Source organism: Nonomuraea marmarensis, from assembly GCF_043197025.1.
GTDB classification, from domain to species: Bacteria; Actinomycetota; Actinomycetes; order Streptosporangiales; family Streptosporangiaceae; genus Nonomuraea; species Nonomuraea marmarensis.
This window is the reverse complement of record NZ_JBICRM010000005.1, coordinates 104,328-124,372: the sequence shown is the minus strand read 5'-3', so window position 1 is coordinate 124,372 and position 20,045 is coordinate 104,328. Positions and strand designations below refer to the sequence as shown.

Sequence of the window (20,045 nt, the reverse complement as noted above, 5' to 3'; positions counted from 1 at the left end):
GCCTACACCGTGGCCGGTACGCTGAGGTGGTCAGCTCGACTACGGAAGGGACCGAGCAGAGACGTGGATTTCGTTAGGCGCCTCTATCAGCGGTTCGAGTCCTTGGTCCATGAGCTGGCCAAGTTCGGCAGCATCGGGGCCGTCGCCTTCGTCATCGACACCGGCATCTACAACCTCTGCCTCTGGCTGGAGTGGGGTCCGCTCACGTCCAAGGTGGTCGCGACGACGATCTCGGCGACGTTCGCGTACGTGGGCAACCGGTTCTGGACGTTCCGTCATCGGGACCAGAGCGGGCTGAGGCGCGAATACTTCCTGTTCTTCCTGCTCAACGGCATCGCGCTGTTGTTCGGGATGCTGACGATCGGCTTCACCAAGTACACCCTCCACCTGCACGACCTCCTCAGCCTGAACATCGCCAACATCGTCGGCGTCGGGCTCGGCACGCTGTTCCGCTACTGGTCGTACAAGAAGTGGGTGTTCCTGGAGGCCACCGAGCCCATTCCGGTCGAGCTGCCGGAGACCGGGGTCAGGCAGGACCGCTGACCGCCCGGCCCCTGCCGCCGTTGTCCTCCGCGGGGCGCAGGAAGACGGCGAACGTCGCGGGACGGCGTCGTACCAGCTCCAGCCTGCCGCCGTCGGCGGCGGCCAGCGCGCGGGCGAGCGTCAGGCCGAGGCCGGTGCCGCCGGCGCCGCTGACGTTCCGCTCGAAGATCTTGGGTGCCAGCTCGTCGGCGATTCCCGGGCCCTCGTCGGAGACCTCGGTCACCACGTAGTTGTCGCCACTGGTGGTGGTGACGGTGACGGCGCCGCCGCCGTGGCGCAGGGAGTTCTCCAGCAGGGAGGCGATCACCTGGCCGAACCCGCCGGTGGTGGCCAGCGCCTTCAGCCCGCGGGCACCGTCGAGCTGCAGGGTACGCCCGGCGTCCCGGAAGACCGGCTCCCACTCCGTGATCTGCTGGATGAGCACCTCGTCGATGGCGACCGGCTCGGCCTGGGCGTGCCGCTGGCGGCGGGCTGCGGCCAGCAACTCGTCGATCACGGCGGTGAGCCGCTCCGCCTGCACGATCGCCGCTTCCCCCTCCTCGCGTACGACCTCCGGCTCGTCCGCGGAGGCCACGATCTCCTCCAGGCGCATGGTGAGACCCGTCAGCGGGGTCCGGAGCTGGTGGGAGGCGTCGGTGGCGAACTCGCGTTCGCGGGTGAGCAGGTCGGAGATGCGGGTGGCACTGCGGTCGAGCACCTGGGCCACCCGGTCGAGCTCGGGGATGCCGTAACGGTGTTTACTCGGCCGCGCGTCGCCGGAGCCGAGCCGCTCGGCGATCTTCGCCAGGTCCAGCAGGGGCAGCGTCAAGCGGCGTGACTGCACGACTGCCAGGCTCACGGCCACCGCCAGGGCGGCGACGGCCAGGGCCACGATGAGCAGCAAGCGAGCCCGGACATCCTGCTCGACCTGATCACGGTCACGACTTATCCGGACATAGACGCCGGTGTTGGTCGAAGCGTCCTCGGTCATCAGGTGACCGGACGGCGGAGCGGCGCCGACCACGGTCACCCTCAGGGGGGTACCGCGTTCCCAGATCTGGATGTACCGCCCCGGGTACTTCTGCTCCAGTTGCTGGGGGTCGAGCGGGGTCTCCTGTACGCGGGCATACTCGACCTCCCCCACGAGGCGTTTGGCTTCCGCCCCGAGTTCCTGAGCCGCCTCATCCACGATCAGACGGCTGACGACGACGCCTAGGGGGACCCCCAGCAGCAGGACCGCGATGACCGCGACGACCAGGGTGGAGGAGAGCAGTCGGCGGCGCATCTCCTACTCGCGTTCGAACCTGAAGCCGACTCCCCGGACGGTCGTGATGTATCTGGGCTTGGCGGCGTCATCGCCGAGCTTGCGGCGGAGCCAGGAGATGTGCATGTCAAGTGTCTTGGTGGAACCCCACCAGTTGGTGTCCCACACCTCCCGCATGATCTGCTCGCGGGTGACAACCTTGCCCGCGTCCCGGACCAGGACCCGTAGCAGGTCGAACTCCTTCGTGGTCAGATGCAGCTCCTTCTCCCCCATCCAGGCGCGGCGGGAGTCGGCGTCGATGCGCACACCCTGGACGACAGGCGTCTCGGACGTGCCACGGCGCAGTAGGGCGCGTACCCGGGCCAGCAGTTCCGCCAGCCTGAACGGTTTCGTCACGTAGTCGTCGGCGCCCGCGTCGAGCCCGACGACCGTGTCGACCTCGTCGACACGCGCGGTGAGTATCAGAACCGGAGTTCCGTGGCCCTCGGCCCGGATCCGGCGAGCAACCTCGAGGCCGTCCATTTCAGGGAGGCCCAGGTCAAGAACGATTAGGTCGATGCCGCCCGACAGCGCCCTTTCCAGGGCTTGCGGGCCGTCGGGGCTCACCTCGACCTGATAGCCCTCGCGGCGTAGCGCACGCGCGAGTGGCTCGGAAATCGAGGTGTCATCCTCGGCGAGAAGTACGCAGGTCATAAAGCGATCGTAGGACCTTAGGCGATCGTTTCCCGGGCACAGCGCGCGGTTTGACTCGTCGTTGACCTATCCATTGACCTGGGCAAACTCGGCTAAACATCGGTTAGTCGGGATTAAATTACCGCGATTGCCGCCGAAGAATCCAGTACGCGCCCGAAAGCCATTGTCCCACGCGCCGGCCGACACCCTGTGGAGCGCAGGCCGACCCCACCGACCCACCGGGGGTGCGAGCCCTCGGGGGTCGGGGCTTGTTGCCATGACATTTCAGTGATATTTCGTTGTTCCGACGCCCTATGATCGGAGCACTGTCGTGAAGCCACCCTCCAAGGTTCGATCAAGCCTCACCGCCTTGTTAACGTTAGCCCTTATGGCAGCCGTACCCGCGACCTCCGGCACCGCCCAGGCCGCCTCCCCCAGCACGACGACCATGGCCGATACACCCGATGACCTGACGCTCTGGTACGACAAACCCGCCACCGACTGGGAGACCCAGGCGCTGCCGATCGGGAACGGGGCGCTGGGCGCGATGGTGTTCGGCGGGACGGGCACCGAGCAGATCCAGTTCAACGAGAAGACCTTGTGGACGGGGGGGCCCGGGTCGCGGCAGGGATACAACTTCGGCAACTGGACCTCCCCGCGGCCGGACGCGATCTCCGAGGTGCAGCAGCAGCTCGACCGCGACGGCAAGATGACCCCGGAGGCGGTGGCGGCCAAGCTGGGGCAGCCGAAGTCGGGGTTCGGGGCGTACCAGACCTTCGGCGACCTCTGGCTGGACATGGCCCAGCAGGCCGGGTCTCCTAGCGGGTATCGGCGGGAGCTGAGCCTGCGGGAGGCCGTCGCGCGGGTCGGATACGAGGCCGGGGGCGTGCGGTACGCACGCGAGTACTTCGCCGGTTACCCCGGGAACGTGATCGCCGGGCGGATTTCCGCCGACCAGGCGGGCAAGGTGTCGTTCACCCTGCGCACGTCCTCGCCGCGTAACGACAAGCAGGTCAGCGTGTCGGGTGGGCGGCTGACGATCCGGGGGGCGCTCGCGGACAACGGGATGAAGTTCGAGGCCCAGGTGCAGGTGGTCACGCAGGGCGGCACCCGTACGGACGGAGCCGACCGGATCACGGTCACCGGGGCCGACAGCGCGGTGTTCGTCCTGTCCGCCGGGACCGACTATGCCGATCGTTATCCGACTTATCGGGGAGTTGATCCGCACGCGGCCGTCACCGCCGCCGTGGACAAGGCGGTGGGGCAGGGGTACGACGCGCTCAAGCGGGCGCACCAGGACGACTACCGGCGGCTGTTCGACCGGGTGAAGCTGGATCTCGGGCAGAAGGCGCCTTCGGTTCCGACGGATCGGCTGCGGGCGGCGTACACCGGAGGCGATTCCGCCGATGATCGGGCCCTTGAGGCGATGTTCTTCGCCTACGGGCGCTATCTGCTCATCGCGTCCTCGCGGGCCGGGTCGTTGCCCGCGAATCTGCAGGGGGTGTGGAACAACTCCACCAGTCCCCCGTGGTCGGCGGACTACCACGTCAACATCAACCTGCAGATGAACTACTGGCTGGCCGACCAGACGAACCTGGCCGAGACGACGCAACCGTACGACGACTACGTCAAGGCGATGGTGGCGCCGGGTGAGAAGACGGCGCGGGAGATGTTCGGGGCGGACGGGTGGCTGGTGCACAACGAGACGAACCCGTTCGGGTTCACCGGGGTGCACGACTGGGCCACGTCGTTCTGGTTCCCCGAGGCGGCGGCGTGGCTCACGCAGCAGTTGTACGACCACTACCGGTTCAGTGGTGACACCGGCTATCTGCGCGAGACCGCCTATCCGGTGATGAAGGGGGCGGCGGAGTTCTGGCTGGACACGCTGCACACCGATCCTCGTGACGGGAAGCTGGTCGTCTCGCCGAGTTACTCGCCCGAGCAGGGGGATTTCTCCGCCGGGGCGTCGATGTCGCAGCAGATCGTCTGGGACCTGTTCACGAACGTGGCCGAGGCCGCGGACGTGCTGAAGGTCGATGCCGACTTCCGCGCTCGGGTGCGGGACGCGCTGGGCAAGCTGGATCCCGGGCTGCGGATCGGGTCCTGGGGGCAACTCCAGGAGTGGAAGGCCGACTGGGACGATCCGAAGAACACGCACCGGCACGTGTCTCATCTGTTCGGGTTGCACCCCGGGAGCCAGATCGTCGCGGGGAGCCCTGAGGGCGAGGCGGCCAAGGTCTCGCTGAACGCGCGGGGCGACGGTGGGACCGGGTGGAGCAAGGCCTGGAAAATCAATTTCTGGGCGCGGCTGCTCGACGGTGATCACGCGCACAAGATGCTGAGCGAGCAGCTCAAGTTCTCCACGCTGGAGAACCTGTGGGACACGCACCCGCCATTCCAAATCGACGGAAATTTCGGGGCTTCTGCTGGCATTTCGGAAATGCTGGTGCAGAGTCAGCACGACGGGATCCACGTGTTGCCGGCGCTTCCGTCCGCCTGGCGGACCGGGTCGGTGAGCGGGTTGCGGGCCCGGGGTGACGTGACGGTGGACGTCTCCTGGCGCGACGGCGCCGCCGAGAAGATCACGCTGCACGCGGGGCGCACCGGGCCGATCAAGGTACGGGCGGCGGCCGTCGCCGGGCGATACCGGGTCTACGACGAGCAGGGGCACGAAGTCGGCCCGCGGCGCTCCGGGGACACGTTGAGCTGGAGTGCCCGGGCCGGGAAGTCGTACACGATCGTCAACGAGGTCGCCGTGTCGGTCAAGGCGCCCGCTGGTGTGGGTGCGGGGGAATCGGTCGAGGTCGAGGCCACGGTGGCCGCTCGGGGGACGCGGGCCGTGCCCGCCGGGACGCTTGCCCTCGATCTGCCCAAGGGGTGGAGCGGGGTGCCGGCCTCGGTACGGGTGCCTGCCGTCCCGGCGGGGCGTACGCACTCCGAGACCTTCACGGTGACCGCCGGGCCGGCCGACGGGAGTCGTACGGCGCGGGTGACGGCGGTGCTGTCGGCGGACTCGTGGCGGTCGGCGGGGTCGGTCACGGTCGGGTTGTCGCCCTGCGCGATTCCTCCGGCCGGCAAGGCGCTGGTCGCCTGGGATCCGGCCGCGGGCGCCTCCGTTGCCGATTCCTCCGGGAATGGGCGGACTGCGGGTGTTGTGGGGACTGCCGCTTACGACACCGGGGCGCCAACCGGTAGCGGGCTGGTGCTGGACGGCTCGACGTACCTGTCCACCGCGGACACGACGCTCGGCTACCTGCCCGAGGCCACGTTCGCGGCCGAGGTGAAGCTCGGCGGGAGCGGGTATCGGCGGCTGTTCGACTTCCAGCCCAGCGGGAATCCGGGCACCGACGGGGTGCTCATGGATGTCACGCCGGACAACAGGCTCCGGTTCATCGGCGCCGGTCAGAACGTCACCACGGACGCGATCCTGCCCACCGGGCGCTACCTCAGCCTGGTGATCACCCTTGCCCGGACCGGGGCGGTCACGGTCTATGTGGACGGAGTTCGGGCCGGTGGCGGCACCGTCTCCGCCGACGGCATCGTCGGGTGCGCCACCCGGCCGCTCCGGTTCGCCGCCGACCAGGGCGGCGGGCAGCGGCTGACGGGCGCGGTGGACCGGATGGCCATCTGGCCGCGCGCCCTGTCCCAGGCCGAGGCGGGCTCCTGGCAGTCCTTGGTCTTCTGACGCAGGTCTTCTGACGTGCGCATGACGTGGCGCCGCTCGTTATGGGCGGCGCCACTGCCGTCAGTCGGCTGACGGGGGTTCGGCGTAGCGGGCCAGGTAGAGCTGCTCGCCGAGGCTGCGGATGAGGCCGAGCTCCGTTTCCAGATAGTCGATGTGCTCTTCCTCGTCCTCGAGGATCTCCTCGAAGATGCGGGCCGAGGTGATGTCGCCCTTCTCGCGCATGAGCGCGATCCCCGGCCGCAACCGCTGCACCACCGACACCTCCACCTCCAGGTCCGCCTTCAGCTGCTCCTCGACGGTCTGGCCGATGTGCAGGGTGCCCAGGCGCTGGTAGTTGGGCAGGCCTTCCAGGAAGAGGATGCGATCGGTCAGGCGCTCGGCGTGGCGCATCTCGTCGATCGACTCTTCGCGGGTGTGCTCGGCGAGTTTGGTGTATCCCCAGTTTTCCTGCATTTTGGCGTGCAGGAAATATTGGTTGATCGCGGTGAGCTCCGCGGTCAGCTGCTCGTTGAGCAGTTCGATGATCTGCTTGTCGCCCTGCATGAACGGGCCCTTCGTTCTGCTATCCGTTGCTATCCGGCTATGCGGTCGTCAGTTCCTCAGACCTTTTCAGGATCGCACAGATCTTCTGTACACAACGGGCACAGTCCCCACCAGCACCGGTGGTGTCGCGGACCTGCTTCGCACTCGTGGCCCCGGAGGCGATGCAGTCGTGCACCTCATTCTCGGTCACAGCACGACAAATGCATACGTACATCCGGGGACAGGCCTCTCGCGAGCGAAGGGTAGGTAAGGCACACCTAAGATAGCTCATTTGGTAAGGCTTGCCTACGTTAGCTGGGTCACAGCGTGTCGTCAGTGGCCGCGGGCGATCCACTCCTCCAGGTGCGGGGCCTCCGCGCCGATCGAGGTCGACTCGCCGTGCCCGGTGTGCACGACGGTCTCCGCGGGCAGCGTCAGCAGGCGGCTCCTGATCGAGTCGATGATCGTATCGAACGAGCTGTACGAGCGGCCGGTCGCCCCAGGACCGCCCTTGAACAGGGTGTCGCCGCTGAACAAGGCCCCGAGGTCCGGCGCGTACACGCAGACCGCCCCCGGGGAGTGGCCCGGCGTGTGCAGGATCTCCAGGGTGATCCCGCCGACCGCGATCTTCTCGCCGTCGGTCAGCGGCTCGTACGCCACCGCGTCCCCGTACTGCTGCTCCCACAACACCTGGTCGGCGGGGTGCAGCCGGATCGGCGCCCCCGTCTGGCCGGCGAGGTCGCGGGCGGCGTTGATGTGGTCGTTGTGCGCGTGCGTGCAGACGATGGCCCTAACCGTGCGCCCGCCCACCCGCTCGGCGATGGCGGCGGCGTCGTGTGCGGCGTCGATGACGACCACCTCGCGGGCGTCGCCGACCAGCCAGATGTTGTTGTCGACCGCCCAGGTGCCTCCGTCCAGCGAGAACGTCCCCGAGGTGATGATCCGGTCGATCATGAGAAGACCACCACCGAGCGCAACACCTCGCCACGGTGCATCTTCGCGAACGCCTCCTCGACCTGCCCGAGCCCGATCGTCTCCGACACGAACTTGTCCAGCGGCAACCGGTTCTGCAGGAACAGGTCGATCAGCATCGGGAAGTCGCGGGAGGGCAGGCAGTCGCCGTACCAGGAGGATTTGAGCGCGCCGCCGCGCCCGAACACGTCCAGGAGCGGGAGCTCCAGCGTCATCTCCGGCGTCGGCACGCCGACCAGGACCACCGTCCCGGCCAGGTCACGAGCATAAAAAGCCTGTTTGTACGTCTCCGGTCGGCCCACCGCCTCGATGACCACGTCTGCGCCGAAACCGCCGGTCAGGTCGCGAATCGCCTCGACCGGGTCGTTTTCCCGGGAGTTGATCGTGTGGGTGGCGCCGAAGTCGCGGGCCCAGGCGAGTTTCCGGTCGTCCACGTCCACCGCGATGATCTTCGCGGCGCCGGCCAGGGACGAGCCGAGGATGGCCGCGTCGCCGACGCCGCCGCAGCCGATGACGGCCACACTGTCGCCGCGCGTCACGCCGCCGGTGTTGATGGCGGCGCCGAGGCCGGCCATGACGCCGCACCCGAGCAAGCCCGCCACCTGGGCGGGCGCCTCGGCCGAGACCTTGGTGCACTGGCCGGCCGCGACCAGCGTCTTGTCCAGGAACGCGCCGATGCCCAGCGCCGGTGACAACTCGGTGCCGTCCGCGAGCGTCATCTTCTGCGTGGCGTTGTGGGTGGCGAAGCAGTACCACGGGCGGCCGCGCAGGCACGCACGGCACTGGCCGCACACCGCGCGCCAGTTGAGGATCACGAAGTCGCCGGGCTCCAGGCCGGTGACGCCCGAGCCGACCGCCTCGACGACGCCCGCCGCCTCGTGCCCGAGCAGGAACGGGAAGTCGTCGTTGATCCCGCCCTCCCGATAGTGCAGGTCGGTGTGGCAGACCCCGCAGGCCTGCACGTTCACGACCGCCTCGCCCGGCCCGGGGTCGGGAACGACGACTGTCTCGAGGGAAACTTCCTGGCCCTTGGCTCGGGCGATGACGCCCTGCACTTCGTACGGCATGGCAGCCATCTTGTGTCAGGAGGATGATCTCCGCAAGACATAGGGCTGGACCACGCCGAGCCCTCTGGCCGGGCGCCGCCTGATCTTGTGCAGCACGAACCCCTCCAGTTCCTCGGCGAGCACGGAGTCGACCAGGACGGTGCCCGGCCTGGCGATGGCGGTGAGCCGGGCGGCCAGGTTGACGGTGGTGCCGAAGACGTCGCCCATCAGCGGCACCACCGGCCCGTACGCCAGGCCGATGCGCAGTTCGTCCGTCTCCACCAGCTCCAGCGCGATCGCCGCCGCCTGGTCCGCGGTCGGCGCGGTGAACAGCACCTCGTCGCCCAGCGTCTTGACCAGCCGGGCGCCGTGCGAGGCCACCACGTCGGAGGCCCGCGACTCGAACCCTTCGACCAGGTCCGCCAGCGCCTTCTCGTCGAGCTCGCGGGACCGCCGGGTGAACGACACCAGATCCGCGAACCCCACCGCCATCGACACGCGGGTCGGCACGAGCTCGTCGTTGACGTCCGCCATGGCCAGCAGCCGCGTGCCGGCGGCGGCGAGCTGGGCCCGCCAGACATGGATCAGCACGTGCTCGAAGTCGGGCATCAGGCCCTGCGCCGTGTCGAGCACCCGGGCCAGGTCGCCCTCGGACGGCTCCTGCGGCAGCAGCGTGCCGATCATGATCTCGGCCTGCCACTGCGCCAGCCTGGCCGTGGTCTGGCCGAGCGCGCGGGCCATCCGGACGACTGTCTGCTCGTCGAGCAGGCCGCGGTCGAGCATCCCGCGTACCCGGCGCAGCGCGTCGACGTCGGCGTCGGTGAAGGCCACGGCCTCGTCGGCGCGCTGCGCGAAGCCGAGCGCGCGCCAGATGCGCTCGGCCAGCTCCTGCGGCACGCCGGCCTTGGCCGCCACCTGCTCCCTGGTGAAACGCGGCGGCAGGCCGAGGAGCAGCCGCTCGATCTCCTCGGCGGTCGGCCGGCCGGGACGGGGTTCGCTCACGCGAAGGAGGCTACGTCAGTGGCCGTCGACCTCGCCGTCCGAGGCGTCCTCGACCAGCCTGAACAGCTCGGTGCGGACGTCCTGGATCCTGGGGATGTCGCGCAGCACGATCTCCCCTCTGTCAGCGGCGGACTCGACGGTCAGCGTGCCGCAGCCGAGCAGGCGCTCGAAGAACGTCTGGTCGGAGCTGACCGTGTTGACCTTGGTGATCGGGATCTCGTCGGTCGACTTGTTGAGCACGCCCGTGCTGATCGTGAAGCGGTGGGTGGTGAGCACGTAGCCGGTGTTCTTCCACCGCAGGTAGGGCACGAACGACCAGATCGTCAGCAGGACAAGAGCGATGACGACGACGGCGATCTTGGCGTAGGGCCCCCAGTCGCCCGGGATGAAGTACAGCGCCGCGCCGGTGGCGGCGGCGATGAGGACCAGCGCGATGAAGGGAACGACGAGCCGCTTCCAGTGGGGGTGGAAGGATCGGACGCGTTGCTCACCCTGCGTCAGATGATGGTCGGGAAGAGTCATGGGCAAATCGTGCCACCATCGCGGCCCGGCGGCTACGCCGACGACATAATGCGCACAACCCACCGAACGCTAATCCGCCGTACGGACGTGCACCACGTCCCCGGCGCTGAGCGTGTAGCGCTCCCCCGCGGCCTCCACCTGGAGGTGCCCGGACCCGTCGACGCCCGTCGCCCGCCCCGTCAGCGACTGCTGCCCCGGCAACTCCACCCGGACCTGCCGCCCGATCGTGGCGCTGGACGCCAGGTACGCCGCGCGCAACCCCGACGCCTCCGCGTCTCCTCCGGCGTCCGACCAGTCGCGGTAGTGCCGCTCGACCTCCCTCAGCACGGCCCTGAGCAGCGGGTCCCGGTCGACGCACGCCGCCTGCTCGATGCCCAGCGACGTGGCCGTCTCTACCGGGAGCTCCTCCTGCCTGAGCGACACGTTCAGGCCCATGCCGATGACGACGGCGTCGTCGGCTCGCTCGGCCAGCACGCCAGCCAGCTTGCGTTCGCCGATCAGCAGGTCGTTGGGCCATTTGAGGCGTACGTCCACCTCTGCCAGGCGGCGGACGGCCGTGGCGGCGGCGACGCCGTACAGGAGCGACAACCAGCCCTGGGCGGCGACCGGCACCTCAGGCCTGAGCAGGATGGAGAACGTCAGGCCCGAGCGGGGCGGCGCCGACCAGCCGCGGCCCAGCCGGCCGCGGCCCGCGAGCTGCGCCTCTGCCACCAGCACCGTGCCCTCCGGGGCTCCCTCGTGAGCGGCCTCGGCCAGATCGGCGTTGGTCGAGCCGGTGCTGTCGACGACGGTGACGCCTGTCCACAGGGAGCCGGGACGGACCAGGGCGTGGTTGAGCGCCGCCGCGGAAAGGGGCGGGCGGTCGAGGTCGGAGTAGCGCGAGTCGGGCATCCCTCTATCTTGGCTGACGGCCGGCGCTTCCCACTGTCCGGGAGGGGGAAGATGGAATGGTGAGCAAGCGTTCGAACCCCTACCTGACCAGCGCCCTCGTCACTGTGCGGCCGTTGTGAAGGCGCGGCCGGGGCCCACCACCCGTACCAGGATCAGGGAGATCACCGGCTCCGTCGCCAGGGATCGCCGCGACGACCTGGCCACGGAGGAGCCGCTGGAGATCCGCCTCACCGCGCCCGACGGCACGCGCAGGACCGTGGCCATCACCATGCGCACCCCGGGACACGACTTCGAGCTGACCGCCGGATTCCTGCACGGCGAGGGCCTGGCCGGGCCGGGGGAGATCGCCGCGATCGCGTACTGCACCGACGAGGACCTCCCGCCCGAGGCCCGCTACAACACGGTGACGGTGCACCTGCACGGCCCCATCCCCGACCTGCCCGCCCTCGACCGGCACTTCCTCACCTCCAGCGCGTGCGGCGTCTGCGGCTCGGCCAGCCTCGACGTGCTGCGCGACCGCTGCGCGCCCGTCCCCGAGGGCCTGCTGCAGCTCACCCCCGAGCTCCTGTACGCGCTGCCGGACGCGTTGCGCGGGGCACAGGGGGTGTTCGGGAAGACGGGTGGGCTGCATGCCGCGGGGTTGTTCTCGACGACCGGCATGCTGGTGGCGCTGCGCGAGGACGTGGGCCGGCACAACGCCGTGGACAAGCTGGTGGGCTGGGCCTCGCTGACCGAGCGGCTGCCGCTGGCCGAGCACGTGCTCATGGTCAGCGGGCGGGCCAGCTACGAGATCATGCAGAAGGCGCTGGCGGCCGGCATCCCGGTGGTGTGCGCGGTGTCGGCGCCGTCGTCGCTGGCGGTGGAGCTGGCCAGGGAGTTCGGACTGACGCTGGTGGGGTTCCTGCGCGGCGAGCGCTGCAACGTCTACGCGGGCGCGGAGCGGATCGTGTCTTAGCGCCGCCGCCAGCTCAGCCGGTGTTCTGCAGGCCCGCGGCCACGCCGTTGACCGACAGCAGCAGGAGCGTGGACAGCCGTTCGCGCTCCTGGTCCGACGGCTTCTCCGTGCGCAGCGCGCGCAGCGCCCTGAGCTGCAGGTGTGACAGGGCGTCCACGTAGGGGTCGCGGAGCTGGACGGCTCGCGAGAGCACCTTGCGGTTCTCCAGCAGGCGCGTGTGGCCCGTGACCTGCAGCACCAGTTCGCGGGTCCGGTCGTACTCCTCCAGCACCTGCCGGGCGAAGTCCTCCCTGCCGCCCAGGGCCAGGTAGCGCTTGGCGATCGAGCGGTCGGTCTTGGCCAGCGACATCTCGGCGTTGTCCAGCATCGCGTTGAACAGCGGCCACTCCACGTAGGCGGCGCGCAGCTCGTCCAGGGAGCCGACCGCGGCCAGGCCGGTGCCGAGGCCGTACCAGCCGGGGAGGTTGACCCGGGTCTGGGCCCAGGCGAACACCCACGGGATCGCACGCAGGTCGTCGAGGGAGCGGGGCGCGCCCAGGCCGCGGCGGGCCGGGCGGGAGCCCAGGCGCAATGTGCCGATCTCCTCCAGCGGGCTGACCAGCCCGAACCACTCCGGGAAGCCCGGCGCCTCGGTCAACGCGCGGTACGCCTGCTCCGAGGCCGTGGCCACCTGCTCTGCCAGGCCGCGGAACCGCTCGGCCGCGGCCGCCGTACGGTCGCCGACCGCGGGCGAGGAGGCCAGCAGCACGGCGTTGGCCACCTGCTCCAGGTGACGGCGGGCGATCGCGATGTGGCCGTAGCGGGCGAAGATGACCTCGCCCTGTTCGGTGACCTTGAAGCGGCCCGCCACCGAGCCGGGGGCCTGGGCCAGCACCGCGCGGTTGGCCGGGCCGCCGCCGCGGCCCAGCGCGCCGCCGCGGCCGTGGAACATGCGCAGCTTCACGTCGTGCTTGGCCGCCCAGGCGGTCAGCTCCTCCTGCGCCTCGTAGAGCCGCAGGGTCGCGGCGGCGGGGCCGAGCTCCTTGGCCGAGTCGGAGTAGCCGAGCATGATCTCCATGCGCCGGCCGGTGTCCGCCAGGCGCTGCCGCACCTGCGGGATGTCCAGCATCCCGGTCAGTACGCGCGGCGAGTTCGCCAGGTCCTGGCCCGACTCGAACAGCGGCACCACGTCAAGCGCCGGCGCCCGATCGCCGAGGGCGTGCCTGGCCAGCTCATAGACGGCCGCGACGTCGTCGGCCGAGCGGGTGAACGAGACCACGTAGCGGGAGCAGGCCGTGACGCCGAACCGCTCCTGGATCCAGCCGATCACCCGGATCGTGGCCAGGACCTCCTCGGTGCGCTCCGACAACCCGCCGCCGGCCCGCAGCTCCTCCAGGGCCGCGGCGTGGACCTGGGAGTGCTGGCGTACCTCCAGCTCGGCCAGGTGGAAGCCGAACGTCTCGACCTGCCAGATGAGGTGCTGCACCTCCCCGAACGCCTGCCGCGGCGCGGAGGCGGCCAGCGACTCCTGGACCAGGCGGAGGTCGGCGAGCAGCTCGACGGGCGAGCGGTAGGCGAGGTCGAGGTCGCGCCGGTGGGTGGCGGCGATGCGCGCGGCCACGAACAGCAGCCACTGCCGGTGCGGCTCGCGCGGCGAACGGGTGGCCAGCTCGGAGACCACCTCGGGATAGGAGTCCACGGCCGTGGCCAGCGCCACCTTCAGCGCGGGCGAGCAGGGGGCGAGTTGGGCGGACGCGGTGAGCGTGCGGCCGATGCGCGTGCAGGCCGTCTCCAGGGCGGTCAGCACGTGCTCGGACTGGATCTGGATGGTCTCGCGGGTGACCCTGGAGGTGACGTTGGGGTTGCCGTCGCGGTCGCCGCCGATCCAGCTCCCGTACCTGATGAAGGGCCTGGCCTGCGGCGGCCGGGTGCCGGTGCGCTCGTCGAGCGCCGCGTCCAGCGAGCGGTAGACCTGGGGCACCATGCGGAACAACGTCTCGTCGAAGGCGGCCATGGCCGTGCGCACCTCGTCGAGCGGGTCGAGCTTGGTCGAGCGCAGCTGGGCCGTGCGCCACAGCAGGTCGATCTCCTCCAGCATGCGCCGCTTGTTCTCGGCGCGCTCGGAGGCGCCGCGGCCCGGGGTGTTGTACTCGGTCAGCTGGCCGCTGACCCGCTGGATGGCGGTGACGACCGCGCGCCTGCGCGCCTCCGTGGGGTGCGCGGTGAGCACGGGGTGCAGTTCCAGACCCGCCAGCAGCTCGGTGACCCGCTCATGCCCCAGCTCTTGTACGGCCTGCGCCAGCGACTCGCGCTGCACCCGGCCCTCGGCGTCCCGTTCGCGCAGCGTGCGGATGCGGTAGTGCTCCTCGGCCAGGTTGGCCAGGTGGAAGTAGCACGTGAACGCGCGCGCGACCTGCACCGCCCGCTCGATGTCCCAACCGGCGACGATGGCGGTGATCTCGTCGGCCGAGATCTCGCCCCTGCGCGCCGCGATGACGGCCTTGCGCAGCCGTTCGACGTCGGCCAGCAGATCCTCGCCGCCCTGCTCGGCTAGCACCTGGCCGAGCAGCCGGCCGAGGAGTCGCACATCGTGGCGCAACTCATCCGGCATCTCGGTCACGGCCGCGCTGCGGCGTTGGAGCCCCTGGTCAATCATGCTTCGAAGATATCGACTCGCCAGAAGAAGCCGTAGACCGGTCTCGCCCATTGGACTAGACCACTGGTCAGGTAGCCTTCGATACGGCTCCTAGCAGCTCTGGCATCCGGGCGAACCCGATCTTGGCGGCCAGCCGGCGGCCGAGCGCCTCGATGAGCAGCCCGTAGAACGGCGCCGCCACGCATACCCAGTACAGCCCGAACACGACCGGTACCACGAACGGCAGCGACAGCAGCGCGATGCCGAGCATCGACCCGATCGACGCGGCGAACGCCTGGCCGCCCTGCCCGGGGGCGGCGCCGCTGAAGGCGTTCATCCGCTCGGGCAGGGTGTAGGGGACGACCACGCTGGTCAACGAGCTGACGCCGAGCCCGATGCCGAGCGCGCCCCACCCCGACAGCAGCGCCGGGACGATCATCGTGGGATGTCCGGTGAACAGGCCGATGGCGACGGCGATCACTCCCAGCAGCGGCATCGCGATCAGCGCGTTGGCGAGGTGGCGCCCGGCCAGATCGGTGCCGAGGCCGCGCTCGGAGCCGAACACCACGGCGTTCATCCACAACGAACGGCCGTCGATGCCGAACGTGTTGCTCGACTGCAACGCGATCATCAAGGCGCCGATGGTGGTGAGGACGATCGGCAACGGCTCCGCGCCTCCCGCGCCACGGGTCAGCGAGAACGCCAGCACGATGGTGACCACGATGGCGCTGAACCAGCCCACCCGGAACCTCGGCTCGCGCCTGATGTACTTCAGCTCCTTCGTCACCACGGCCGCCAGCGGACCGTCCGGCACGAACCTGTCGACCAGGCCGCTCTCCCTGCGCACGGAGCTCGCCTGGGTGGAGACGTCCGGCGTGACCAGGGCCCGGCCGAGCGCCTTGATCCACAACCAGCCGAGCGCCACCACGAGGACGGCCAGGAAGACCAGCTCGGCCAGGCCGACCAGCCCGCCGTCGGCGATCGCGTGCGCCGCCATGCCGGGCGGGGTCCACCTGAACACGCCCGCCATCTGGTGCAACATGGCCGCCGGGTCGCCGAAGCCGCGGTTCATCACCAGGTTGGGCAGTTGCGCGAGCACCACCACGAACAGGGCGGCCACGGCCAGCACGTCGCGGCCGCGCCGGGTGCGCAGCGCGCTGGACAGCGACGTGGTGATCAGTCTCGACGTCACCACGCAGAGCGCGAACTGCAGCAGCACGGCCGGCACCCCGAGCAGGAAGCCGCCGACGCCGGTCGCGAGCCCGACCAGGGCGCCGAAGGTGACGATCAGCATCGCGGCCGGCCAGACGCCGGTCACGGACGCGGTGAACATGCCGACCGCCAGCTCGCGGGTGCGCAGCGGGAACAACGACAACCGTGCCGGATCCAGCGTGTCGTCCAGGCCGAACGCCATCAGCGGCACGATCATCCAGGCCACGAGGAAGAACGTGAACAGGACGATCACCAGCGAGGCCGCGATGTCGTCGGGGGCCAGGCGGAGCAGGCTCATCAGGAAGAAGCCGAGCGCGGCCAGGCCGGTGGCGATGATCAGGGTGAAGATGAAGCCCAGCTTGCGCTGGAGGTCGCCGCGCAGGTTGCCGGCCAGCAGCCGGATCTTGAGCTGCGCGAAGAGCAGGACGGTGCTCACTGGCGTTCCCCGGGCTTGGCGCCGAGCCAGGTCAGGCCCGCTTCGGCGTTGTCGCGCGAGCCGCCGACCAGGTCCAGGAACGCCTGGTTGAGGCTGCGCCCGCCGCGTACGTCCGCCAGCGGCCCCTGCGCCACGATGTGGCCCGCGCTCATCACCGACACCCAGTCGCACAGCCGCTCGACCAGGTCCATCACGTGGCTGGAGAAGATGACGGTCGAGCCGGAGGCGGTGAAGCGCCGGAGCACGTCGGTGAGCGTGTTGGCGCTGACCGGGTCGACGCCCTCGAACGGCTCGTCGAGGAAGAGCACCGACGGGTTGTGCAGCAGCGCGGCGGCCAGGCCGATCTTCTTGCGCATGCCGGTCGAGTAGTCGACGACCAGCTTGTCGGCCGCGTCGGCCAGGTCCATCACGGCCAGCAGCTCGCCCGCGCGCTGCTCCACGTCGGCCTTGGGGATGCCGCGCAGCCTGCCGTTGTAGAGCAGCAGCTCGCGGCCCGACAGCCGCTCGAACAGCCGCAGCCCCTCGGGCAGCACGCCGATGCGCGCCTTGACCTCGACGGGATCGCGCCAGACATGGAACCCGTCCACCTCGGCCGAGCCGCCGTCGGGGCGAAGCAGTCCGGTGATCATGCTCAACGTGGTGGTCTTGCCTGCTCCGTTTGGACCGACCAGCCCGGCGAAACTCCCGGCCGGGACCACTAAGTCGACCCCGGCCACCGCGATTTGCGGGCCGTATCGCTTGAACAGGCCATGGGTGCGAACGGCATCCGTCATGGAACCACTCTAGGAGGAGGACTAGCCTTGCGCGCATGAGCACAGCGGCACACGAGATGCCGGACAAACCGGATATCCATACCACTGCTGGGAAGATCGCCGACCTGGAGCGGCGGCTCGACGAGGCGGTGCACGCCGGGTCCGCGGCGGCCGTGGACAAACAGCACGCCAAGGGCAAGATGACCGCCCGCGAGCGGGTGCTGGCGCTGCTGGACGAGGGCTCGTTCGTGGAGTTCGACGAGTTCGCCAGGCACCGGTCCACGATGTTCGGGCTGGACAAGCGGCGGCCGTACGGCGACGGCGTCATCACCGGGCACGGCACGATCGACGGCCGGCAGGTGTGCGTGTTCTCACAGGACGTGACCGTGTTCGGCGGCTCGCTCGGCGAGGTGTACGGCGAGAAGATCGTCAAGGTGCTCGACCTGGCGATCAAGACCGGCTGCCCGATCATCGGCATCAACGAGGGCGGCGGCGCACGCATTCAGGAGGGCGTGGTCGCGCTCGGCCTCTACGCCGAGATCTTCAAGCGCAACGTGCACGCGTCCGGCGTGATCCCGCAGATCTCGCTCATCATGGGCGCCGCGGCCGGCGGGCACGTCTACTCCCCCGCCGTGACCGACTTCGTGGTGATGGTGGACCAGACGTCGCAGATGTTCATCACGGGTCCCGACGTGATCAAGACGGTGACGGGCGAGGAGGTCACCTTCGAGGAGCTCGGCGGGGCGCACACACACAACACCAAGTCGGGCGTGGCCCACTACCAGGCCGCCGACGAGGACGACGCGCTGGAATACGTCAAGGCGCTGCTGTCGTACCTGCCGTCCAACAACCTGGACGAGGCGCCGCTCTTCGAGGCCGCCGCCGACCTGGAGCCGGATCCCGAGCTCGACGAGCTGATCCCCGACTCGGCGAACCAGCCGTACGAGATGCACCGGGTGATCGAGCACGTGCTGGACGACGGGGAGTTCCTGGAGGTCCACGCGCTGTTCGCGCCGAACATCGTGGTCGGGTACGGCCGCGTCGACGGCCAGCCGGTCGGGGTCGTGGCCAACCAGCCCATGCATTTCGCCGGATGTCTGGATATCAACGCATCCGAGAAGGCCGCCAGATTTATTCGAACATGTGATGCTTTCAATATTCCGATCCTGACTTTTGTTGATGTACCGGGATTCCTTCCCGGGACCGATCAGGAATGGAACGGAATCATCCGCCGCGGCGCCAAGCTCCTCTACGCCTACGCCGAGGCCACCGTGCCGCTGATCACGGTCATCACGCGCAAGGCGTACGGGGGCGCGTACGACGTCATGGGCTCCAAGCACCTCGGGGCGGACGTGAACCTGGCCTGGCCCACGGCGCAGATCGCGGTCATGGGCGCCCAAGGCGCGGTCAACATCCTCTACCGGCGCGAGCTGGCCGCCTCCGACGACCCCGAGGCCGAGCGCGCCAGGCTCGTCACCGAGTACGAGGACACGCTGGCCAACCCGTATATCGCGGCCGAGCGCGGGTATGTCGACGCCGTGATTCGGCCGGCCGAAACCCGGGCTCAAGTCGTCAAGGCGCTCCGGGCCCTGCGGAACAAGCGAGCCACGCTGCCGCCCAAGAAGCATGGGAACATCCCGCTATGACGGCCAATCTGCGCATTGTCCGGGGCGACGCCACGCCCGAGGAGCTCGCCGCTTTGGTAGCCGTCCTGGCCGCGCGACGGAGCTCGCACGCCGAACCGGAGACTCCTCCAGTTCCACGACGCCAAACGTGGCGAAACCCGGCTAGAGGTATGCGTAAGCCTGTCGTCCCAGGGAAGTCGGCATGGCAGATGAGCGCACTACCCTAGATAGATCCTGCGAATCGGGTGTCAAGTTCCCCGGGAGTTGGGACTATCTAGAGAAAGTAGGCGTATATAGTCAGCCGATCAACTAACACCGCGGCCTGGAGGACGACATGGCCATCCCAGACCTCATGCCGCATCCTGTGGCAGCCAAGTACGCCGTCCTAGTGGATGTCGGTTATCTGTACGCGGCGGCAGGTGAAGTGCTGCTCGGTGCGAAGGAGCGCAAGGAATATCGGGTGGCCGCCGATGAACTGATCCAGAGTCTACAGAAACATGCAGAGGAACGTATTTCCGGCGAACTTCTGCGGATCTATTGGTATGACGCAGCCCGTGACCGCGTGCCCACCGTCGACCAGCGGGTCATCGCCCAGCTTCCGTGGGTCAAGGTGCGACTCGGCAACCTGAACGCCCGCGGCCAGCAGAAGGGCGTGGACGCGCAGATCCGGAGCGATCTGGAGGCACTGGCCAGGCATCATGCGGTCACCGACACGATCCTGCTGGCGGGCGATGAGGACATGGTTCCGGCGGTCGAGGCGGCGCAGGCGTACGGCGTGCGCATCCACTTGTGGGGCGTCGAACCGCCTTACGGCACCAACCAGGCGGAACGCCTGGTTTGGGAGTCGGACACCGTAGAAGTGATCTCCGCTGATTTCCTGAGGCCCTTTTTCAGCCGTGCTCCCCAGCCCGTTCCGGTCACTCCACCCGCCGCCGCTCCCTCGCCCGCCCAGGTGTTCGCCGGGCGCGCACCCGTCAAACCGCACGCCAAGCCGGGCCAGGTGGCCAAGCTCGGGCCGAGCCGGCCGCGCGTGGAGGACGTGGGCGAGCACGTGGCGCAGAAGTGGATACTCACCCGTGGGCGCGACAACATCCGGGACCTGCTTCCCGGCCCGATACTGCCGACCGTAATCGACACCGAGTTGCTCATCGAGGCGGAGAAGGAGCTCGGTCACTCGCTGCGGCCCTACCCGGAGGCGCGGGTGTGGTTGCGTGACGGGTTCTGGGCGCGGGTCTACCGGGAGTTCGACCTGGGAGTGGGGGTCTCGTCGAAGTAGCCCCCCGACAGGAGTGCCTCGGCGGCCGCCGTACGGGCGTACCGGCCCGTGCGGCGCGCCGAGCACAAGCCCGCCCT

The 20,045-nt window shown here is 69.3% G+C and carries 18 protein-coding genes; 6 read left to right on the top strand and 12 right to left on the bottom strand.

The window, feature by feature from the left end; translation table 11 throughout:
• The first annotated feature begins 63 nt into the window (after positions 1-63).
• Positions 64-543: a GtrA family protein gene (locus tag ACFLIM_RS09900; RefSeq protein ID WP_393164158.1), complete on the top strand. Its 480-nt coding sequence runs from the start codon at positions 64-66 to the stop codon at positions 541-543.
• Here the strand turns inward: ACFLIM_RS09900 and ACFLIM_RS09895 are convergent.
• Together ACFLIM_RS09895 and ACFLIM_RS09890 are read right to left on the bottom strand one after the other, a co-directional pair.
• Positions 527-1,807 carry an ATP-binding protein gene (locus ACFLIM_RS09895; protein ID WP_393164157.1) on the bottom strand — a complete coding sequence of 427 codons (1,281 nt, stop codon included), beginning with the start codon at positions 1,805-1,807 and terminating at the stop codon, positions 527-529. The genes ACFLIM_RS09900 and ACFLIM_RS09895 overlap by 17 nt on opposite strands.
• 3 nt (positions 1,808-1,810) lie before the next feature.
• Positions 1,811-2,479: a response regulator transcription factor gene (locus tag ACFLIM_RS09890; protein WP_043620820.1), complete on the bottom strand. Its 669-nt coding sequence runs from the start codon at positions 2,477-2,479 to the stop codon at positions 1,811-1,813.
• Positions 2,480-2,846: 367 nt separating this feature from the next.
• Between ACFLIM_RS09890 and ACFLIM_RS09885 the strand changes: the two genes are divergently transcribed.
• The gene (locus ACFLIM_RS09885; protein WP_393164156.1) at positions 2,847-6,143 is read left to right on the top strand and encodes a glycosyl hydrolase family 95 catalytic domain-containing protein; all 3,297 of its coding nucleotides are present in this window, start codon (positions 2,847-2,849) and stop codon (positions 6,141-6,143) included.
• 60 nt (positions 6,144-6,203) lie between these two features.
• Here the strand turns inward: ACFLIM_RS09885 and bfr are convergent, their stop codons facing one another.
• The 7 genes from bfr to ACFLIM_RS09850 form a co-directional block, all read right to left on the bottom strand.
• Positions 6,204-6,686, bottom strand: coding sequence for a bacterioferritin (gene bfr / locus ACFLIM_RS09880; RefSeq protein ID WP_393164155.1), 483 nt, complete (start codon positions 6,684-6,686; stop codon positions 6,204-6,206).
• Between the two features lie 37 nt (positions 6,687-6,723).
• Positions 6,724-6,900 carry a (2Fe-2S)-binding protein gene (locus ACFLIM_RS09875; RefSeq protein WP_393164154.1) on the bottom strand — a complete coding sequence of 59 codons (177 nt, stop codon included), beginning with the start codon at positions 6,898-6,900 and terminating at the stop codon, positions 6,724-6,726.
• A 98-nt stretch (positions 6,901-6,998) separates the two neighbouring features.
• Positions 6,999-7,619 carry an MBL fold metallo-hydrolase gene (locus ACFLIM_RS09870; RefSeq protein WP_393164153.1) on the bottom strand — a complete coding sequence of 207 codons (621 nt, stop codon included), beginning with the start codon at positions 7,617-7,619 and terminating at the stop codon, positions 6,999-7,001.
• The gene (locus ACFLIM_RS09865) at positions 7,616-8,704 is read right to left on the bottom strand and encodes an S-(hydroxymethyl)mycothiol dehydrogenase (RefSeq protein ID WP_393164152.1); all 1,089 of its coding nucleotides are present in this window, start codon (positions 8,702-8,704) and stop codon (positions 7,616-7,618) included. Before ACFLIM_RS09865 ends, ACFLIM_RS09870 begins: the two co-directional genes overlap by 4 nt.
• Before the next feature lie 15 nt (positions 8,705-8,719).
• Positions 8,720-9,685 carry an adenylate/guanylate cyclase domain-containing protein gene (locus ACFLIM_RS09860; RefSeq protein WP_393164151.1) on the bottom strand — a complete coding sequence of 322 codons (966 nt, stop codon included), beginning with the start codon at positions 9,683-9,685 and terminating at the stop codon, positions 8,720-8,722.
• Positions 9,686-9,700: 15 nt separating this feature from the next.
• On the bottom strand, positions 9,701-10,207 hold the full coding sequence (locus tag ACFLIM_RS09855; protein WP_393164150.1) for a PH domain-containing protein: 507 nt from the start codon (positions 10,205-10,207) through the stop codon (positions 9,701-9,703).
• 69 nt (positions 10,208-10,276) lie between these two features.
• Positions 10,277-11,098: a biotin--[acetyl-CoA-carboxylase] ligase gene (locus ACFLIM_RS09850; RefSeq protein WP_393164149.1), complete on the bottom strand. Its 822-nt coding sequence runs from the start codon at positions 11,096-11,098 to the stop codon at positions 10,277-10,279.
• A 115-nt stretch (positions 11,099-11,213) separates the two neighbouring features.
• Here ACFLIM_RS09850 and fdhD point away from each other — a divergent pair, with 115 nt between their 5' ends.
• A complete protein-coding gene (gene fdhD / locus ACFLIM_RS09845) occupies positions 11,214-12,053 on the top strand; it encodes a formate dehydrogenase accessory sulfurtransferase FdhD (RefSeq protein WP_393164148.1) in 840 nt (279 codons plus the stop codon).
• Between the two features lie 13 nt (positions 12,054-12,066).
• Here fdhD and ACFLIM_RS09840 read toward each other — a convergent pair whose 3' ends face one another.
• From ACFLIM_RS09840 to ACFLIM_RS09830, 3 genes are all read right to left on the bottom strand, one after another.
• On the bottom strand, positions 12,067-14,688 hold the full coding sequence (locus ACFLIM_RS09840) for a phosphoenolpyruvate carboxylase (RefSeq protein WP_393164147.1): 2,622 nt from the start codon (positions 14,686-14,688) through the stop codon (positions 12,067-12,069).
• 67 nt (positions 14,689-14,755) lie between these two features.
• Complete coding sequence (locus ACFLIM_RS09835; RefSeq protein WP_393164146.1) at positions 14,756-16,315, bottom strand: hypothetical protein; 1,560 nt, start codon at positions 16,313-16,315, stop codon at positions 14,756-14,758.
• Positions 16,312-17,088 carry an ABC transporter ATP-binding protein gene (locus tag ACFLIM_RS09830; protein ID WP_393164145.1) on the bottom strand — a complete coding sequence of 259 codons (777 nt, stop codon included), beginning with the start codon at positions 17,086-17,088 and terminating at the stop codon, positions 16,312-16,314. Before ACFLIM_RS09830 ends, ACFLIM_RS09835 begins: the two co-directional genes overlap by 4 nt.
• Positions 17,089-17,123: 35 nt before the next feature.
• On the opposite strand from ACFLIM_RS09830, the gene ACFLIM_RS09825 reads away from it, so the two are divergent.
• From ACFLIM_RS09825 to ACFLIM_RS09815, 3 genes are all read left to right on the top strand, one after another.
• Complete coding sequence (locus ACFLIM_RS09825) at positions 17,124-18,713, top strand: acyl-CoA carboxylase subunit beta (protein WP_393164144.1); 1,590 nt, start codon at positions 17,124-17,126, stop codon at positions 18,711-18,713.
• A complete protein-coding gene (locus ACFLIM_RS09820; protein WP_393164143.1) occupies positions 18,710-18,919 on the top strand; it encodes an acyl-CoA carboxylase subunit epsilon in 210 nt (69 codons plus the stop codon). Before ACFLIM_RS09825 ends, ACFLIM_RS09820 begins: the two co-directional genes overlap by 4 nt.
• Before the next feature lie 107 nt (positions 18,920-19,026).
• Positions 19,027-19,968, top strand: coding sequence for an NYN domain-containing protein (locus ACFLIM_RS09815; RefSeq protein ID WP_125632505.1), 942 nt, complete (start codon positions 19,027-19,029; stop codon positions 19,966-19,968).
• The last annotated feature ends 77 nt before the right edge of the window (positions 19,969-20,045 follow it).

Coding starts and splice junctions, on each gene's coding strand:
- ACFLIM_RS09895 (WP_393164157.1), bottom strand. CDS start 1,807: ATGCGCCGCCGACTGCTCTCCTCCACCCTGGTCGTCGCGGTCATCGCG.
- ACFLIM_RS09890 (WP_043620820.1), bottom strand. CDS start 2,479: ATGACCTGCGTACTTCTCGCCGAGGATGACACCTCGATTTCCGAGCCA.
- ACFLIM_RS09885 (WP_393164156.1), top strand. CDS start 2,847: ATGGCAGCCGTACCCGCGACCTCCGGCACCGCCCAGGCCGCCTCCCCC.
- bfr (WP_393164155.1), bottom strand. CDS start 6,686: ATGCAGGGCGACAAGCAGATCATCGAACTGCTCAACGAGCAGCTGACC.
- ACFLIM_RS09875 (WP_393164154.1), bottom strand. CDS start 6,900: ATGTACGTATGCATTTGTCGTGCTGTGACCGAGAATGAGGTGCACGAC.
- ACFLIM_RS09870 (WP_393164153.1), bottom strand. CDS start 7,619: ATGATCGACCGGATCATCACCTCGGGGACGTTCTCGCTGGACGGAGGC.
- ACFLIM_RS09865 (WP_393164152.1), bottom strand. CDS start 8,704: ATGCCGTACGAAGTGCAGGGCGTCATCGCCCGAGCCAAGGGCCAGGAA.
- ACFLIM_RS09855 (WP_393164150.1), bottom strand. CDS start 10,207: ATGACTCTTCCCGACCATCATCTGACGCAGGGTGAGCAACGCGTCCGA.
- ACFLIM_RS09850 (WP_393164149.1), bottom strand. CDS start 11,098: ATGCCCGACTCGCGCTACTCCGACCTCGACCGCCCGCCCCTTTCCGCG.
- ACFLIM_RS09840 (WP_393164147.1), bottom strand. CDS start 14,688: ATGATTGACCAGGGGCTCCAACGCCGCAGCGCGGCCGTGACCGAGATG.
- ACFLIM_RS09830 (WP_393164145.1), bottom strand. CDS start 17,088: ATGACGGATGCCGTTCGCACCCATGGCCTGTTCAAGCGATACGGCCCG.
- ACFLIM_RS09825 (WP_393164144.1), top strand. CDS start 17,124: ATGAGCACAGCGGCACACGAGATGCCGGACAAACCGGATATCCATACC.
- ACFLIM_RS09820 (WP_393164143.1), top strand. CDS start 18,710: ATGACGGCCAATCTGCGCATTGTCCGGGGCGACGCCACGCCCGAGGAG.
- ACFLIM_RS09815 (WP_125632505.1), top strand. CDS start 19,027: ATGGCCATCCCAGACCTCATGCCGCATCCTGTGGCAGCCAAGTACGCC.